The 17,758-nt window shown below is 47.6% G+C and carries 14 protein-coding genes and 1 pseudogene; 4 read left to right on the forward strand and 11 right to left on the reverse strand.

The features are described from left to right. Window positions 1–143: 143 nt before the first annotated feature. From AC4PCC_RS15220 to iraP, 7 genes are all read right to left on the reverse strand, one after another. Entirely contained in the window at window positions 144–1,397 is a 1,254-nt protein-coding gene (locus tag AC4PCC_RS15220; RefSeq protein WP_492127539.1) for a c-type cytochrome, read from the reverse strand. 14 nt (window positions 1,398–1,411) lie between these two features. Next, entirely contained in the window at window positions 1,412–3,181 is a 1,770-nt protein-coding gene (locus AC4PCC_RS15225; protein WP_345831053.1) for a GMC family oxidoreductase, read from the reverse strand. Between the two features lie 45 nt (window positions 3,182–3,226). Next, complete coding sequence (locus AC4PCC_RS15230) at window positions 3,227–3,952, reverse strand: gluconate 2-dehydrogenase subunit 3 family protein (protein ID WP_492125072.1); 726 nt, start codon at window positions 3,950–3,952, stop codon at window positions 3,227–3,229. A gap of 345 nt (window positions 3,953–4,297) precedes the next feature. Further along, window positions 4,298–4,792 (reverse strand): DUF1198 family protein, encoded by a 495-nt coding sequence (locus tag AC4PCC_RS15235; RefSeq protein ID WP_492125073.1) that lies wholly within the window; start codon window positions 4,790–4,792, stop codon window positions 4,298–4,300. 537 nt (window positions 4,793–5,329) lie between these two features. Then, window positions 5,330–5,773, reverse strand: coding sequence for a DUF4186 domain-containing protein (locus tag AC4PCC_RS15240; RefSeq protein ID WP_492125074.1), 444 nt, complete (start codon window positions 5,771–5,773; stop codon window positions 5,330–5,332). 61 nt (window positions 5,774–5,834) lie between these two features. Further along, window positions 5,835–5,948 (reverse strand): DUF3761 domain-containing protein, encoded by a 114-nt coding sequence (locus tag AC4PCC_RS15245; protein ID WP_492125075.1) that lies wholly within the window; start codon window positions 5,946–5,948, stop codon window positions 5,835–5,837. Window positions 5,949–6,136: 188 nt separating this feature from the next. Further along, on the reverse strand, window positions 6,137–6,511 hold the full coding sequence (gene iraP, locus AC4PCC_RS15250; protein ID WP_067705375.1) for an anti-adapter protein IraP: 375 nt from the start codon (window positions 6,509–6,511) through the stop codon (window positions 6,137–6,139). Window positions 6,512–6,771: 260 nt separating this feature from the next. On the opposite strand from iraP, the gene AC4PCC_RS15255 reads away from it, so the two are divergent. Further along, window positions 6,772–7,668, forward strand: a complete 897-nt coding sequence (locus AC4PCC_RS15255) for a LacI family DNA-binding transcriptional regulator (protein ID WP_492125076.1) — start codon at window positions 6,772–6,774, stop codon at window positions 7,666–7,668. Window positions 7,669–7,780: 112 nt separating this feature from the next. After that, entirely contained in the window at window positions 7,781–8,224 is a 444-nt protein-coding gene (locus AC4PCC_RS15260) for an ECs1072 family phage-associated protein (protein WP_492125077.1), read from the forward strand. A 268-nt stretch (window positions 8,225–8,492) separates the two neighbouring features. Here the strand turns inward: AC4PCC_RS15260 and AC4PCC_RS15265 are convergent, their stop codons facing one another. The 4 genes and pseudogenes from AC4PCC_RS15265 to AC4PCC_RS15280 all read right to left on the reverse strand — a co-directional run bounded on the left by AC4PCC_RS15265 (window position 8,493) and on the right by AC4PCC_RS15280 (window position 11,071). Continuing rightward, on the reverse strand, window positions 8,493–8,732 hold the full coding sequence (locus AC4PCC_RS15265; RefSeq protein WP_067705367.1) for a hypothetical protein: 240 nt from the start codon (window positions 8,730–8,732) through the stop codon (window positions 8,493–8,495). Between the two features lie 348 nt (window positions 8,733–9,080). Continuing rightward, a complete protein-coding gene (locus AC4PCC_RS15270) occupies window positions 9,081–9,464 on the reverse strand; it encodes an HVO_A0114 family putative DNA-binding protein (protein ID WP_492125078.1) in 384 nt (127 codons plus the stop codon). A gap of 4 nt (window positions 9,465–9,468) precedes the next feature. Further along, window positions 9,469–9,834 carry a toxin-antitoxin system TumE family protein gene (locus tag AC4PCC_RS15275; RefSeq protein ID WP_067705363.1) on the reverse strand — a complete coding sequence of 122 codons (366 nt, stop codon included), beginning with the start codon at window positions 9,832–9,834 and terminating at the stop codon, window positions 9,469–9,471. 117 nt (window positions 9,835–9,951) lie between these two features. After that, window positions 9,952–11,071: pseudogene (locus tag AC4PCC_RS15280) on the reverse strand (IS3 family transposase). 321 nt (window positions 11,072–11,392) lie between these two features. Here AC4PCC_RS15280 and AC4PCC_RS15285 point away from each other — a divergent pair. Together AC4PCC_RS15285 and AC4PCC_RS15290 are read left to right on the forward strand one after the other, a co-directional pair. Then, window positions 11,393–16,249, forward strand: a complete 4,857-nt coding sequence (locus AC4PCC_RS15285) for an NACHT domain-containing protein (protein ID WP_492125079.1) — start codon at window positions 11,393–11,395, stop codon at window positions 16,247–16,249. After that, window positions 16,246–17,673: a hypothetical protein gene (locus AC4PCC_RS15290; RefSeq protein ID WP_492125080.1), complete on the forward strand. Its 1,428-nt coding sequence runs from the start codon at window positions 16,246–16,248 to the stop codon at window positions 17,671–17,673. The genes AC4PCC_RS15285 and AC4PCC_RS15290 overlap by 4 nt, the downstream gene beginning before the upstream one ends. Window positions 17,674–17,758 lie beyond the last annotated feature (85 nt).

A 17,758-nucleotide genomic window follows, 5' to 3' on the forward strand; every position in this document is an offset into this window, starting at 1 on the left:
CGCCATCGATTAAGAACAATAATTTAGGGTAAGCCGGTGGGTCCGCCGGTACAGCGGACGCGACAGAGAGGATGAAAGGGATGAGGAGAGTCATAACGGCTGGAAAGGTCAGAAAGGGGGTTTCCCCCCCTTTCTGTGTCCTCTTAGTGTTGGAGGGTTTTTCTTACCTTCTCCACCTGGCTGGCCGTGACGGCATCGGCCTTGTTGCTCCAGCCCTGACGAATAAAGGTCGCGAGCTGGGCGACCTCATCATCGCTAAGACGGTGAGCAAAACCCGGCATCGCCAGCGTAGAAGGCGCTTTCGCCGTTGAGGGCTGCTGTGCGCCAGCCAGAATCGTGTGGATCAAACCCGTTGGATCCGACGCGTTAACAATGGTGGCACCATCAAGCTGTGGAAAAACGCCCGGCGCGCCTTTACCGGTGACAAAGTGGCAGGCACCACAGTTATCCAGATAAAGACGTTCGCCTTCCGACAGGTTTTTCGCTGTGGTCAGCTTCGCTTCCGTCGCGCTGGCGGCTTTGTCGTCCGTAGCCGGGACGGCAGGATTACCGCCGAGGAATTTAAGATAAGCGCTAATCGCCTGCAGATCCGCTGGCGTCATCCATGAGGTGCTGTGCTCCACCACGGAGGTCATCTCCCCGCCAGTAGCCGCTTTATCATTACGCCCGGTCTGGAGGTAATCCACGGTTTCCTGCGCGGTCCAGCGTGGCAATCCGCGCAGCGAAGGCACCTCCCATCCGTTGAGGCTACCGCCAGAAAGGAATTTCGCATCGCTGCTGTCCATGGCTTTCTCGTTCATTCCCAGCCCGCGCGGCGTGTGGCAGCTGCCGCAGTGGCCCAGGCTTTCAACCAGATAAGCCCCACGGTTAACCTCGTCAGACGCCCCGTCTAATGGCTTGAAGGGCTTATCAGAGGTAAACGCCCAGTTCCAGAAGCGCATTCCCCAGCGCTGGCTGAACGGGAAGCTCAGATCGGTTTCTGGCGGCTGCTCAGCGCTGGGCTTCACGCCCTGCATAAAGTAGGCGTAAAGGGCATGCATATCAGCATCGCTGATCTTCGCATAATCCGGGTAAGGCATAGCCGGGTAAAGACGCTTACCGTCGGGTAACACGCCTTTACGTACCGCATCAGAGAACTGCTGCTCGCTATAGCGCCCGATTCCGTGCTCTTTGTCCGGGGTGATATTGGTTGAATAGATGGTGCCCAGATTGGATTCAATCGCCAGCCCTCCCGAAAACGCCGGTTTGCCAGGCAGTGAGTGGCAGGCGCCGCAGTCACCCAGGCGGGAGATATACTCCCCCTGCTTGATCAGGGCGGCATCATCGGCCTGCGCCAGCTGCGCATATCCCCCGCTTATCAGCAAAGCATTAGCGAGTAACAATCCCTTCAGTGTCATTTTTTTCATATCGCCTATGCCTGTACCAGTGGGCCGGGGTTCTTCAGATACATATCCTTAATGGCCTGCGCAGCCATCAGCGTCAGCGCGCCGATAGTATCGGTCGGGTTCGCCTGGAAATTCTGTGGGAAAGCATTGCCGCCCGGCACAAAGACGTTGTGGACATCCCAGCTTTGCAGGTAGCGGTTCAGCGCAGACGTTTTCGGGTTGTCGCCCATGATTGCGCCGCCCACGTTGTGGGTGGAGACATATTTGGTCAGGTCGAAGTTGGCATCCATTGGCAGGAAACTTTCACTGTAGCTATCAGGGTTCAGCTCTTTGGTAATGTTACCCACGATCCCTTTCAGGTGCTGTTGCAGCTTCAGTTCGTTCTCTTTCCAGTTAAAGGTCATGCGCAGCAGCGGGTAGCCGTGCTCATCCTTATAGTTTGGATCAAGGTCAAGATAGATATCGCGATATGACATACAGGTGGTGGTGATGCTGATTTTCATTGAGTGGCCGTACCACTCCTCCATCCCCTCTTTCCAGCCCGCACCCCAGGTCGGCGTGCCTTTTGGCAGCGCGGTGCTGATTGGCGTACCGGTCGCCTGCGAGCTGTGAATTTTTGCCCCGCCGATAAAGCCCAGTGAAGGACCGTCGAAGTTGCCCGGGGAGATATCATTAAACATCTGGCCGGTGGCGCCTGCGGTAGCAAACGGGTTGAAGTTTTTATCCTTAAAGAACAGCGTGGCACCGCCGTTGCTCAGGAACGCATAGTTGCGCCCGATCACCCCTTCGTTGGTAATCGGGTTATACGGCTGGCCAATACCGGATAGCAGCATCAGGCGCACGTTGCAGAACTGGAAGCTGCTCAGCACCACGATTTTTGCCGGCTGGAAGCACTCATTGCCCTGGGCATCAATATAGATAACGCCTTTGGCGGTTTTCTTATCGTCGTGCAGCACAACTTTCATCACGTTGGCATGAACTTCATATGAGAAGTTATCCATACGTTTTAGCGAGTCCATGACGGCGGTTTGCGGCGACGCCTTGGAGTAGTTCAGGCAGGGATATTTACTGCAGTAGCCACAGTAGTTGCAGGGTGCAATCTGGTTGCCGTAAGGGTTGGTCCATGCGCGAGACACACAGGCGGATGGGTTCGGGAACGGGTGGTATCCCAGCTTTTTTGCCGCATCAACAAACATCGTGTTGTTGAGCGTATCCTCCAGCGGGGGCAGCGGATAAGGATTCGCGCGCGGGCCTTCAAAAGGATCGCCGCCGGGCATAATCTGGCCGCGAAGGTTACCCGTCAGGCCAGACTGCCCGCAGATATGTTCAAATTTCTCATAGTACGGCTCAATCTCTTCCCAGGTGAACGGGAAGTCGCCGATAGTCATATCGTCCTGCAGAATACCCGGCTTATAAGCCTGGTCCGCATAGGTTTTCAGCTTCAGATCGGTTGGCGTTGGACGGATCAATACCGCCGTCCAGTGCAGACCCGATCCCCCGACGCCATTACCCGGGCAGAATGCGCCCCATTTGCGGGTCGGAAGTGCTGTCTGACTCATATTATAGCGTACGGTTACTGCCGCCTCTGCAGGTGTGGCAAACACCTTATTACGCACCGCATAGGCGTATTCGTCTGCCGGTTTCGGGTAGGCGAAATCAGCATAATCGCGATCGCCGCCGCGTTCCAGCGCACGCACCTTCAGCCCGGCCATCGCCAGTTCAATACTCATCAGCGAGCCAGCCCAGCCCAGGCCGACGACAACGACGTCGACTTCTTCTTTATTTACCAATGCCATCTTAAATCCTGCCAGTATCAGAAAACGGGAAAGTACTCAGTGAATTCAGGCACGCTGGCCAAGAAGACTGACCGGGCCCAGCGGATAGGGCACGTTATGCTGCTTGACCCACTCGGTGTAACTGGCGCGCGCGCCGGGGAAGCCGATGGCGATCCACGCCTTCATCCCCTTATTGCCGCCGTACATCGGGTCGGAAAGGTAGCCGTGTTTGGTATCCGAAAGCAGTTCGCTAAAGAACTGCGATCCCTTCAGTGAGTCTTCGCCCAGTTCGGCGAAGTTAATATCGTTTTTCTGCACCTGGGTCAGGACCGCGTCTTTATCGGCCGTCGACAGCGCATGGAAAGGCTGCTGATGATGCTGCTGACACCAGCCGTCAATCAGCCGGATGCCCGTTTTATAGATCTGCTGGGGACGGAAAGGGATCTGATAGCCCATTGTTGCGGGTGCGTGAACATCGAATGGCCCCTGCATATAGATTTCGTCGCCGATATCGCCATGCATCTGTTGATCGATGAAAATCGGCACATTGGTTTCCAGCGCGCCTGGGGCTTTACCCTGGCCGCCCGCCGGGATCAGACGATCGCAGGCGGCCATAATGAACTGCCACTCATCTGCGGAAAAGAAAATCGGCTTATAGTCGACCAGCTCGGGTGCGGCCATTTCTGCAGCCTGCGCTGCGGTTAATCCTTTAAATACCATGTCACTTAATGGCAAGGCCAATAGCGACCCTAGTAAAAACTTACGACGGGTAGTTTCTTTTTGAAGAAGCATAACATTACGACTCTCACATGCTAATGAAATGTAATTTGAGTTAATTAAAATAGTTATCGACGGATCTATTCGTAATGTTATGGAAACAAGAGTTACAGAATGTAATATTTGAAGAGGAAATATATATTTGTTAAGCGTTGCTCATGTTATTGCAGGAGGCAGTAACAGGTATTCCGCATCAAATATGTGGAAAAGCTCCGCTTCCTGCGTTATTTGTGCCCAAAACCCCAAAATTACGGCAGACAGTACCGGAAATTAATATGGAAATGAAATCATACCCCCAGTAAATAAATGGGAAAAATTCGTCTAAAAAATACCCTTTTTTTCAACGGGGGGGGGGGCCGATCAGTGGCGTCCTGAGCGACTATTGAGAAAGTAGACATTATTGTACTCACCCTCTATGACTATCGCTTCCGGCGCGAATCGGGCGTTATACCGCAGACGAAAGGCCTGCATTTCCTGCGCATCAGGCTCTGTCTCACGAAGATATTCGAGCGCAAGCCTGACCTGCTCATGCGTTATTTCAACCGGAATGTTTGCTTTACGCAGCACACCGTGCCAGAAAGTGAGGCTTTCATCCGATTCATCAAGAATAAATACCTGATAGATAAGCAGCACGCTGGCTGCGTTGACGCTATGGACCTCATCGTCAGCGGAAAGGTAGTCGACAAACTCCCCCCCTGCGGTTTTACCCATCTGACTTATCAGTGATTCCACATAGACAGGATCGAGATTCAGCCGTCGGTTTAATGCCTTAGTGGCACGGCGCACCTTTGAGTTAAGGACGCGAAATCCAATAATAAACACCACCACCAGCGTTACAAGCATCAGCCAGATCATTCATTGTCCTGTAGAGGGTAAGACTTTCGGCGACAGAGTATCAGCGGTACCGCAGGCAGGCAATAAGGAGAACGCGCTGCCTGCGGCCGCAATTTAGCGCTTTTCCTGGCAGCAGAGAGGACAAAGCCCACTGCGACCATAACGCTTTTTCGCTATTAACAACGCATCTGCTGAGGTGTAGAAAGTACCTAAAAACTCTCTCTGCCGTCTGAGGATCCCTAGCTTCTGGCATCCGTTGCGGTGAACTACATTAAGAGTCTGCTGGTGCGGTTTTTGCTCCAGATAGTAATAATCGCCCATCATGATCCTATAGCTGTCACGTTATACAACGACGGGATAATACACTTTCAAATAGGGAGGATATAACGAAACATACACTTTCCTATTACATTCAGAATTTTTACCAAAAAAAACCTGCTGTCGTGGTGGTTAAATCTTTACAGGTGGGCAAATAAGTTGAATTCAGGCCTTCCTGCAGGAAAAATGTCGGGGCTTTATACCCGCTGTAAACTGGAAATCTTTAGCATTAATAATCACTCAGAGCAGATCGAGCTGTTGCGACTGAAGGGATCCCTCTTTTTTCGGGCGGGATTTTTGAGACTTTCGGGGTTTGGTCAGGGGAGCGGGACGCTGCATTTCCTGCCCGATCCAGCGCAAAATAGCCGCTATTGCCCTGGCCTGCTGTTCAGCGGTCATCTCCTGGTGCTGATTAACCCCGTGCCATTTATGCAGACAGCTGCGACAGCAGGTTGCTGTCGCATGCTGAGCAATAAATACCGGGTGGCCACGCATCGGTGTCTGACGGCCATCATTTGGCGGCTCTGCCGGTGCCAGCCGCGCGCTGATAAAGTCCGTCGCATGCTGTCCGATCGCCTCTTCCCCTTTACTGAGGCAGTATTGGTACTCTGCGCTACCGAGCTTAAAGCGCCGGCGAAAGGGGGAGTGCGAAAGCCGATGAAAGAGATCGTCAAGTGAGTGCATAAAGTGCCGCAGAGTTCGGTATCAAACTATCATCATACCAGCGACAAGGGTGATGTCATCTTTACTCCTGGTCCAGCCACTCCGCTACGCCGCCATGGTGCGAACAGGTTCCCCGATGATGGCGACTAAAACTGTAAGAGCCGTCGCGACAGCGTGCGGTGGCCCCTTCGGGCACCTGATTGTTTTTTGTATGGGCATCTCAGACCGGCTGATTGATACCATTATTACCGTATGGGCAGAGGGAAGGTAGCAAGGGGCAAGCGCACCGCCCTTTAGCGGGAGATTACGGGCGGGTCTGTGAATAATCAGACATGACGTTTATTGACCACGGCTGTTTGAATCAACAACAACGTTATTTGAACATTATATTTTACTATCAGATTCGCCTTTATTATCCAGCTGGCCGCCGGGCGAGTTGATGAGCTTAGAGAGATCGTCGTGGTTAATTTCAGCATCAGCCGTTTCGATCAGTTTAGCGATCAACAGTAAATCCTGAAATTCTGCAAGCAGCAGTGCCGCGTCGGAGCGCAGGAGTTCATCAGCCTGAGACGTTTCAATCACCGTATTTATGGCCTTATTCGCGCTCTCAATCATGCGTGTCACCCCGCCCTTCTTTCCGACGGCTAACACCAGCGCGCTGATAAGCAGAGACTGTGCTTCCACTCTGGCGGTTAGCCGTTTGGTTTCCGCATCCAGTCGGGATATCTTTGCCAGCATGCTCAGTATGACATTTTTCATAAATTACCCTCTTTCAGTGAAGGGGATTCTACTCAGTAATGCCTCAGTCACAATGCTATAAAATCTTAAAAGCGGCCATTTAATTCTGCAAAAAAGTCGATGTGCTCTCGCGGCTACAGCCTGGTTTAGGCCGCAGCGGGATTTAAAAATCGAGATGTACCGCAAATTTCAGACGCCAGACTGTCGTAAGCGGACTGATTCCTTTACTTTGTAACCTGTTGATATGTCGTTCTGTCCAACGTGAAATCGGATAAACCATAATGAATAACGCCATAAATGAGCATCAGGTGAAGTCCCCTGACACCCGAACTGTCGGCGTGGTCATTAACGGGCTGACCCATCCCTGTACCCTGAACATGCTGGGTGAAGTTACCAGGCAACTTAATAACCGCGGCGCTTTGACGCTGTTGCTGAACGTTGAATCTGATAATCACTGGCAATCGGTGCTGAAGGCGGCACAGCGTTCACTGCCCGACGGGCTGATTATCATCGGGACGGATCACCGCGACGCGCTAATCAGCACCCTCAAAGCGCTGTCGGATATTCCCGTCGTCTGCCCGGGCAGCATCAGCGAAGCCAGCACAACCTGGACGGGCGCTGACTACGCTGCGGCAGGTGCGGAGACGGCACGCCTGCTGCTGTCGCAGGGATTCCAGCGCTTTGGCTACCTGCAGGAACGGGAGAGCAATCCCGCGTCTGCCCAGAAAATGACAGGCTTTGCCGATGCCTTAATCCAGCAGGATAAAACGCTGAACAAGGTGCTGACGGCAGGCGGCGCTGACCGTGAGCTGGCGTATCAGGCGATGCTCGGTTACCTGAAAAAGACGCGAGCATCCGAACGCATTAATGCCCTGTTTTGTGAAAACGATCTGCTGGCATTTGGTGCCATGCAGGCGATTCGTGATTTCGGCCAGGGAGTGCACATTGGCGTGGTGGGATTTGCCGACGTGGATGAAGCGCGCGCGTCTACCTGGCACCTGACCAGCTGGGCACCGCCCTGCGACCAGCAGATTGCCGAAGCACTGGATCAGCTGCTGGGCGGCAGTGCCATACAGAGCGATGCACGCCGTAAAAGCGAGCTGCAAATCAGGCATTCACATCTGGGAAAAGAGGTCCATGGGACAATGACAAAATGCGGCTGCGCCAGTCGCCATTAATCCCCGTACGCGCTGACGGGCAAGGGTAGAAATTATTGCCCGAAGGCCTCTGGCAGGTCCGACAGAGGTCTGATATGTTCATTCGTACAGGAATATCAGATAAGGCCATCCAATGAGTCATTACAATGTTCTGTGGGACGTTATCGCTGCCAGAGTTTGCCAGAATAGCGGTATAACGCCTGCGGAGATCAGCGACAGCAACAGTGCAGCGGGAAACGCGGCAAAACAGCGTATTGCGCAGATTTTTATCCTTGAGGTGCTGCTGGCCAAACACCGCAAAACCTATTCAACCCGCTATCTCCCCCTTTCAGGCGAGGATGCCCTGCACCATCTGATTTTCAAACGCACCGGCTGGCTGCCCGTCGAGATCAGATCGCTATCGTTTAACGACAGCCTGTTTGTACTGGCCGAACTTTTCAGGGAAGAGAACCTGCCAGCCGGCGCGAACGATTTTATTTTAAAGTGTGGCCTGAGCGCACGAACCTGCCCAACGGATGATTTTTCCGAGAAAGACTGGGCACCAAGAGAGAATGAACCACTTTTATCAGAGAGCTGATGTCTGCCGTGTGTTTTCACGGGCCATTTCGGCAGTGGACTGGATACCGTGATACCTGACAGTGTGGAGCGGGATTACACAGTTATTCAGGCTATACCGCTCTCGTTAGGTTATTACCAGACGGACACCCCGGTCGCGCCAGCAAACAGAGGTTTTGTGAGCTTCACCCTGCCCCGTCAATAGCAGTCACACTGGGGCTTCAAAGCAGCCCCAGCCTTACCGATTTTCACTGCCACGCAGGCAGTGGCGGTAAGTTAACCCTGTAATATTACTTGCCGACTGGATCCAGCGAACTAAACCACGCCGGGTTATCCCTTAGCGCGGCATCAAGCTCACTCCAGGTAATATTATCCGCCGTGATGCCTTTCTTTACCTCAACGTTAATGATGATTCTCAGCGCATCAATATTACTTTGCTTCGTTGAGAAACTATTGCGGTACAGCCAGTCCCTTAATTCATACTGCTGCTCTTTGCCAGTGTTGACAAACTTACGATCGGACTTGGGCATAGCAGTTTATCCTTTTTAAGTTGGCTCTGTTACGATGCCATAGTGTTCCCAGTGCGGCTTCATCCGCAGGAATACTATGTTTATATTAGTTCCATTTCACAATAGAATTTCTTAGATATAGATCCAGGGGACGTGAGGGGGTTCACAAACTTAGAAAGAAAGGGCAGCGTGAGAATGCCCGGCTGACCTGCTACCCGTTGATTAATACATCGCGATGTAAGTGATGTCTTCATCGCGTCATCGACATATTGATTTTGTTGGAACACAAAAGGCCCACCTGAGTGGGCTGATTACAGATAGCAAAACCTGCCGGGTGGTGAGTTTATTGTTGCTTTAAGTCGATCACAATCAAGCAGCCTTTGGCCCAAACTTAGTAATGAATCCTTGTTTGACCTGAATGTCAAATTCAGTAAAAAGCGCCACAGGCTTAATGCCTCTCCCTTGCTTCTCAAGCCGAACAAAACCGCGAGAGCTAAGGGTCTTTAAAGTAACGGAAAGATTGCTTTTCTGACGGCAAGACATCTCAGCCAGTTCGGTAATAGTTTCTGGCTTTTGCTCTTCCATTAGTCTTAGAAGTTCAATGTTCTCGTTACTAAGGACCTGAGCCAGTGCATTTACTGATGTAAACCAGACTCTTGGTTCCCCCGGCTCAGGGTTGTACTCGCCTTTAACGATCGCAAGCATCCTTTGACGGATGTGCTCTTCAGGCATAATACCAATGAGAGCTTTCATATTGTTAACCTCGGTTTTCTCGTTGCGCGATGACTTCGTCTGATTTTATGAAAAAATCTTCAATAAGCTGCGCTGCTGACACAAACTCGTACGGGTACCCTTTATCATAGGGGGTACGATGCATATGGTCATAAACCAACCTGCCTGAGTAACAGCCTTTTTTAGGCGATTTTATCCCGTGAGCATTGTCTATGCCAAAGACACGAGTGTTGTATTTGTCATGTAGCGTTAAGGTGTAACGTATACCATGCGGAATGAAAGATGTTGGCTTAACTTCCCATACCTCGACTTTCCACCAATACCCATCATCCCGGTACACTGTCGAGCCATGTAGTGAAAGTAAATAGTCTAAACCGTCATCTCTTTCCATAGAGTCATCCGTTTATGTTATGACCCAATCATAACTATAAATGCAGCGATGTCAAACGAAGCCGAATGGATACGAACGAATCAGCACATGACCTGCCCCCAATAATTAAGCCGACACTTAACTAGTAACATCGTTTTGAGCCGTATCATTTTTGCCACTGCGATAGTTTGCAGCGAATTCCAACGGCGTCAGGTAATTAAGCGCAAAATGTGGTCTTCGCTCGTTATAGTCCTGTCGCCAGTCGCTGATGATCTCGCGTGCCTGATCAAGATCCTTGAACCAGTGTTCATTCAGGCATTCATCCCTAAACCGCCCGTTAAAACTTTCGATAAAACCATTTTGTGTCGGTTTTCCCGGCTGGATAAGTTTTAACTCAATGCCATGATAATGAGCCCATTGGTCCAGCGCATGGCCGGTAAATTCTGGCCCCTGATCGGTGCGTATCGCTTTGGGATACCCCTGAATAACGCCACATTATCGAGTATCCGCGTCACCTGTTCGCCAGAGATCCCGTGCGCAACAGCGATATCGAGGCTCTCTTTGGTGAAATCATCCACGCACGTCAGGCATTTTATCCTTCTGCCACCGGCGAGAGCGTCCATGACAAAATCCATCGACCAGGTCATGTTTGGAGCACTGGGCCGAACAAGAGGTTGACGCTCCACGGACAGCCCTTTACGACGCTTTCTCCGGTGAACAGCCAATCCATTTTCATGATAAATACGGTAGACTTTTTTATGGTTTACGTCGACGCCATCGCGTCGCAGCAGTTGCCAGATACGACGGTAACCAAAGCGTCGGCGCTCATGCGCCAGCGCTTTTATCTGTTCCGACAGCGCTTCATCTCGTTGTGCCCGAAGAGAGCGATAACGACAAGTTGCTCTGGAAAGCCCGGCAAGATGGCAGGCACGACGTTCTGAAATACCTGATTGCTGGCACATCTGAGCAACCGCATTGCGCTTGTGAGACAGTGTTAATACTTTACCCCAAGCGCTGCCTGCAGGGCCTCCTTGTCCAGCATGGTTTCAGCCAACAATTTTTTCAAACGTGCGTTTTCATCTTCAAGCGCTTTGAGACGCTTGACTTCGGAGACTTCCAGACCGCCAAATTTTTTTCGCCACGTATAAAATGTCGCATCGGAAATATTATGCTTACGGCACAACTGCTTAGCTGTCATGCCGGCCTCAGCTTCGCGCAGGATGCCAATGATCTGTTCTTCAGAGAAACGCTTTTTCATGGGTAATGTCCTCATCGTTCAATGATAAACATTACTAGCCTGGCGATGGATTAACCAGAGGGGAGCAGGTCAGCAATGCCAAACCACTACAAAGTAGTAATTATCACATCAAGAACTACATGACGTTTAGTACCAATTATGAAAAACAGGCTTATGTGACCTTTGACTCAAACCCGACCTAGTGATGAGAAAATGCCTTGTATGAAATCAATAAATGAGCCTACATTATCCATTGTTATAAAAGACTTTTATTAACATAATAATGCTTATAATAAGGTCAAATGTGCATCCGGCACTCCAAAAGAAATGTGAAGGTGGAATTTGTCTGATACGAATCTGAATGGCCCAGCGAACGGTGGTGGTGCGGCAACCAGTAGCGGTATTTTATTCGAGCAAAAGCTAGGCGCTTATTTTGCTGCACAAATTCTCAATGGCGACAGACTGGATGCACATCTTGGATTAGGGAGTGCAGTTCCTATCTGGTTACGTTTTGAAACTGAAGCGCCTGTAGACGATATACTGGTGGCAACTTCCGCTGATGGTTTTGTAGCCATTCAAGCCAAAACGACAGTTTCTCTTTCAGATGATGAAAACAGCCCATTTTACCGAACGGTGGAGCAATTTGTTCGATACTGGCTGACATCCGAGAATGGTAATGGTTCTTTGGAATGGAATAGGCCTCTAGACCCAGATAAAGATCGCCTCGTTTTAGCTGTTAGCGCTAAAGCCCCCGTAACTGTTCGCACAACTCTTCCAACTACCCTGCAACTTTTTTCTCATCATGGTAGCGGAGCCATGAATAAGAGTCAGCAACAGGCATTCGATATTTTTGAACGCTGCGTTTTTAACGCATGGAAACGCTCAACATCGGCCCCTCAACCACCTCATTTACTAACCCAACTTTCTCGGCTCGTAGCTGTGTTGGTTGTCGATTTTGAAAGCATGGACTCGGTGATCACCTCCAAGCTTACGCGGAGCCTTGAACAGGATACAGATCCAGCGACAGCTCTAAGTGTGCTTGCAGAAATCTGTGGCAAAATGATGTCTCGCCGTGGCGGTGGAGATAGCGCACTACTGCGTAATGAACTTATGGGGAAAGGCATAAAACTGGCAGCTCCCCCACTATACCTCAATGATATTGCCCGGCTTCGTCAGCACTCCTTGGAAATTGGTAACTCACTTAAGCGATACGAAATCATCGAAAGCGAGTCTGGACATCCGGTAAGCATAACCAGAGAGTGCCAAAATGCCGTTGAAGAGGCAGTACAAACTGGTTCTCTGCTGATTATCGGTGAACCTGGAGCCGGTAAAAGTGGTGTGCTTAATACTCTCGCCCGCAATCTTCGTCAAAGAGGCGATGATGTGTTGGAGCTAGCGGTTGATCGATACTCAGTGGAATCATTAGAGGGACTTAGCCGCGAGCTCAGGCTTGAACATAGTCTAACTGAAGTTATCGAAGCATGGGATGGCCCATCACAAGGTTGGCTGATTATTGATGCGCTAGATGCTACTAGGGGAGGAAAAGGTGAAGCAGTTTTTCGTCCTCTAATTGAAAAAATAATGGAACGTGCTGGTCGATGGCGTGTGATTGCTTCAATCCGCAGTTTTGATCTAAGGATGGGTGTTAAACTTCGTGAGTTATTTAAAGGGCACTCTCCCATTGCTGAACTATCTGACTCTATGTTTTCAGCTGTTCGTCATATAGTCATCCCTCGTTGGTCAGATAACGAGTTCAAGCAGCTATTAAAACAGTCTCCTGCGTTAGCTACATCACTGAACGGTGTCTCTGAAAGGCTGTACGATCTAGCTAAAGTGCCTTTTAATACGAGGCTTCTTGCAGAGTTAATCTCTCAGAACTCACACATTAGCTTGCTTAATGTTTCATCCCAGACTGAATTGTTAAAAATATATTGGCAATACCGTGTTGAAGCACATGGCCTTAACGCAATTCAGTGTCTTAAAGCACTTGTAGATGCAATGATCACCTCTCGATCTCTCAAGGCACCGTCACTTCTTTCTCAGACTAATGCAGAAATGATCGACATACTGTGTCGAGAAGGGGTATTAACACGAGAAGGCAATGATCGTTGGGTACAGTTTCGCCACCATCTTTTATTTGACTACGCGGCTGCACAAACTGCATTTGATCCAGACTCACTAATTAATGGAACGCAACATTTTCCTAAACAACAAGCTCAGGGGTTAATCTTGTCTCCTGCCCTAGGCTTCATTCTTAAGGAAATTTGGGAGTACAGCGATGATCACCATCACTTTTGGCGTGCTATAGGTCACCTGCTAAATAATAAAGAATGTGATCCAATCATGCGTAGCTATGCTGGTCGTATCGCGGCAGAGTATCCAACAGAAAAAAATGACCTACTTTGGCTCGCAAAACGAGTTGCTATTAATGACAAGATAGCCATCGATAGTCTAGGCCATATTTGTGGTGCATTAGCAATACGTTTTGAAGATGAGACGAAGATTCCTCTTCTTCCATGGGTACATTTGGCAGCAGCCCTGACGCCAGAAGTAAAGTATATACCGGAGACTTTACGTTTTTTATTGTACCAACTGATTAAAAGAGTTGCCGATAACAATTCCCTACGTGAGATGCTTGGTGTATCGAGCCGTGTATTGCTTTCATACAGCCTCACACTGGATGAACCAGGGTACTTAGTCAGAAGCTCAATTCCCTTCGTTGCTGACACTATCGATACCGACATTTCTAATTCTTCTCGTTTACTCGAAAGTATCCTCGACCCTGAAAGGTTACAGCATTTTGGGTCAGAGGAGATTCCTGCTCTTTGTTACAATATCGAGAAAATCGGGAAGAAAGCTCCAAATTTTGTTATTAAGGTTTTTGATTTTGTTTATAGCCATGATGACGTGGAGGAAAGAGAAACTAATCTGGGAAGTAGCAGAATTCTACCGCTGAGGTCAAATACACGACAGGATTATGAATCAGCTCGTTATTCACTCGGTGAGTATTTTCCCAATTTTCTCAAACAACATCCGACGCAAGCAATTGAAGCTGTAGTTAGGGCAATGCATGGCTTCGTAGCAAGAAAGCACCCTCTGGATACTCTTGGAGAACATTTATCAGTTTCTGGTTATGATATTAATCTTCAAACTGATCGTAGCCACATATGGGCACACGATCCTGATAGTAACTACGGCCATGATGGTGAAGTACTGATTAAAAAGCTACTTCAGTGCCTGAGAGAAGCCCCTGAGCCAGATGCTATTATTCTCGCGCAACTTATCGGTGAAAAAGCATCGCTGGCTATATTCTGGGCTAGGCTATTCCTTGCAGCAAATGAAAGAGATGATAGTCTTATTGATATTATTTGGCCTATTGCTTCTCAAGAAATTTTCATCCGCAACAGTGATACTCGTAAAGATGCTATCGATCTAGTAAGCAAAGGGATTGAACGTCGTTCGAAATCTGAACGATATAATTTGGAAAAAACAGCTTTTATGTATGACTTTTCCGAACATCCTTATCAAGAAGAAGCAAAGAATAGGCTACTATGTCGCCTATTCAATACAATTGGTTCAGATAATTTATGTACTGATGCAGCTAGAATTTTACTAAAAAATACCATTACTGATAACGAATCGTTACACAATGACAGGATTTTTAGATTACATACAACTATTAGTAGCGATATGCCATATCACTATATTGATGGCTTGAACATAGATGAGCCAGATAATAAAGATCTTATCAAAACTATAGAAACAGCCAAATCAACGCTCGGTTTAGACTCTAACAGGGAACTTTCGTCTAATTTATCAATAGATGAAATCTTTAGTGCTCTCGAAACCGTGCGGGATAAACTTAGCTTAGAAAATATTCATTCATATGTCAGAACATTAGCAGAAGACGTTATTGCCAAAGGGTGCTCCGCGATTATTTCCAAAAAAATGCTGCCACTTGAACATAGTGATAGGGCTGAGGAACGAACTTGGCATTTTTTAGAATTACTACAAATCATTTATAACTCTACAGACCCTACTGTAGATGAGGATACTGAGGAAAATTTTGCTCAAAGTGTTGGTTGGCGTTCTCCAGCACCAAGAATTGATGCAGCACAAATCCTTATCGATGTAATGCCTCTGCGACCAGATCTTTATGCTCGACTTAAACCTGACATTAAAAAGATGCTAAATGATCCTCACCCCGCAGTGCGTTTTCAGATATCAGCTCGCCTATTACACCTATGGGAGTTTGATCAGGAAACGGCATGGGAATACCTGAGCAAACGCCTAGAGCAAGAAAGTAACACAGGTATTATTGAACACATGGTTAGAGACGGTATCGGAAGACTATTGCATACGAACCCTCAACGTGTTTTCGAGATGATCAGTAATTTACTGAATCGTTTTGATGATAACCCTGAACATCAGAAACGCATTCGAAATATAGTCAGCAGTGATCTGGCCATCCTCTGGTGTGTACATAATATCAATGAAGCCTATGAAATATTGCAACACTGGATTGTCAACCCAACGATATATAAAAATGAGCTAAATAGCATATTAGTAGCTTCAAGAGAAGGATTCGTTCTTGGGCTCTCTGACCAAGCAGCACCTAAAGACTCGGCTATTAGACAACGAATATCTGATATGGCATTTGAAATTATTGATTCAGCTGGAATAAATCTAGAAAAATATTATTCTCTTAGTAAGATGTCAGATACGGATCAAGAAAATGCAAAGTTATGTGCTCAAATTATAGACACAGCTTGCTCTCAGCTTCGTTTTGCATGTGAAGGCAAACTCAATGCGAGTATATCGTCATTAAATCATAGCGGATTAAAAATATTCCTAAATGAAACAGAAAGACACCTGAGACGTATAGGCGATTGTGGTACACCACACACCATCTACTATCTTTTAGAATTACTTGAAACACTCATTCCTGTAAATCCTGAGAAATGTTTTGACCTTATGGCTCATGCATTGCGTCATGGAACTAAAACCGGTTTCCAAAACGAATCAATGGGAATGGATCAACTGGTAAAAATGATGGGAATTTTCCTTGCTGATTATAAAATAATTTTTGAAAAGGAATGCAGGCGTGAACGCTTGATTGACAGTCTGGATATATTTATGGCAGCAGGTTGGCCCGCAGCTAGGCGCCTACTCTATCGTTTGCCGGAGTTTATTCAGTGAACGACTACCAGCTGCGAAATCGATTTAAAGAGGGGCTATCTGAACTATTAATAGATATCGAATATGTTATTACGCAGGGAAATCCCAATCCTTATGCACGAAAATGTGCTGATGTGCTGCATGAACACAATACGCGAGTGTTTTTTCTCGATCGGCTATTAACAATCCTAGGTTGGAGTCTTGGCCCTAAAGGAAATGTTACAGAAGAAGCCAGAATAAAAGCAGAAACCACACGCTTCATGGATTATGTTGGTTTAAATGAAGATACAAATGCGCCGTTGATGATTTTTGAAGCTAAAGCTTGGGGTAAACCCTTTGTTACAGCACGGAAACCAGACGACAGAAGAATAAATGAGGAACTAATTGCTGCGGCAGTATGCCATGTGCTCGATGGGAATACAGAGGATAGTTCTCCTGTTATAAATTTATGGCATGACTATATAAGGCAAATAATTGGCTACGTACAAACGATGAAAGAGAAGAATACGCATGATACTCCATGCGCAGTTCTATCCAATGGCGAATGGACTGTTGTGTTTACAAACCCAACTCTAACATTTACTAGTGGTAAAGTAAGCTCTAGAGATATTCACATTTTCGATCTAGAAACATACCAGACTAATGCTGATTCATTATTTGATTTACTACATCGCTCACGGCTTGCAAAAGAAATCCCATATCCTTTACGCTCAACCCAACTAAATGAATATATTAGCGCTGACTCAATTGACTCAGTTTATTATGGCGTTCACGTACATTATGAAGTGACAGGAAGTCGATTTCATGGGCCAAAACCACAAATTCTAATTTATCCAATTCTAATTTTCCAACGGAGTGATGGGATATTTGCGATAGTAAGTAACTCGGGCGAAAACTTTCCAGTGGACTATATTAAAAATAGCAACGGAAATACAAATGATCTCAGTGAACATTTAGACTCTGTATCTTCTTGTTTGGATGAACTTTATCAAAGGTGTGGAGGTGAATTAAGTTTCACCTTGGAAATATCCCCTCTAAATAAATTTCCGGGTTTTCCAACGAAATCATTCGACCCTCTAAATTCCACGGCGATTATTAAGCAAATAAAAAATTCTTATAATGAATGGTTTGTTGTCACAGGAAAAGAAAAACATTATCTTTCCGATAAGCCACTAATTGAACCATGCCGTTTTCACGCATGGGCAGAGTGTCTAACGGAAAATCAGGCTAATGGGATATCTGCTATTAATACTCGCTCAACTAACCCACGAATAATATTTATAGACTCTGAAAATCATCACTGCGCTCATCAAGCTGTATTTGATAGAAAAAAAACAAAATGCTATTTATTAGAAATAGACGAACGAATTTGCTGCCAAGCTTGCAATTTTTTACATACTTGCTGGTCTCGAGCCGATTTGGAAAAATTACCTTGTGGCAAATGAGTTTGGGTAACGGTGCATTGTACACACCGTCATCATTCCATCTGTGAACGTTAATTTTCGTAATATTATTACTGAAGCTCGTATT

The sequence above is a fragment of the Erwinia sp. L03-1 genome (assembly GCF_058686115.1).

Bases quoted from the DNA above. Each gene is read 5' to 3' on its own strand.
- AC4PCC_RS15220 (WP_492127539.1), bottom strand. From the start codon at position 1,397: ATGACACTGAAGGGATTGTTACTCGCTAATGCTTTGCTGATAAGCGGG.
- AC4PCC_RS15225 (WP_345831053.1), bottom strand. From the start codon at position 3,181: ATGGCATTGGTAAATAAAGAAGAAGTCGACGTCGTTGTCGTCGGCCTG.
- AC4PCC_RS15230 (WP_492125072.1), bottom strand. From the start codon at position 3,952: ATGCTTCTTCAAAAAGAAACTACCCGTCGTAAGTTTTTACTAGGGTCG.
- AC4PCC_RS15235 (WP_492125073.1), bottom strand. From the start codon at position 4,792: ATGATCTGGCTGATGCTTGTAACGCTGGTGGTGGTGTTTATTATTGGA.
- AC4PCC_RS15240 (WP_492125074.1), bottom strand. From the start codon at position 5,773: ATGCACTCACTTGACGATCTCTTTCATCGGCTTTCGCACTCCCCCTTT.
- iraP (WP_067705375.1), bottom strand. From the start codon at position 6,511: ATGAAAAATGTCATACTGAGCATGCTGGCAAAGATATCCCGACTGGAT.
- AC4PCC_RS15255 (WP_492125076.1), top strand. From the start codon at position 6,772: ATGAATAACGCCATAAATGAGCATCAGGTGAAGTCCCCTGACACCCGA.
- AC4PCC_RS15260 (WP_492125077.1), top strand. From the start codon at position 7,781: ATGAGTCATTACAATGTTCTGTGGGACGTTATCGCTGCCAGAGTTTGC.
- AC4PCC_RS15265 (WP_067705367.1), bottom strand. From the start codon at position 8,732: ATGCCCAAGTCCGATCGTAAGTTTGTCAACACTGGCAAAGAGCAGCAG.
- AC4PCC_RS15270 (WP_492125078.1), bottom strand. From the start codon at position 9,464: ATGAAAGCTCTCATTGGTATTATGCCTGAAGAGCACATCCGTCAAAGG.
- AC4PCC_RS15275 (WP_067705363.1), bottom strand. From the start codon at position 9,834: ATGGAAAGAGATGACGGTTTAGACTATTTACTTTCACTACATGGCTCG.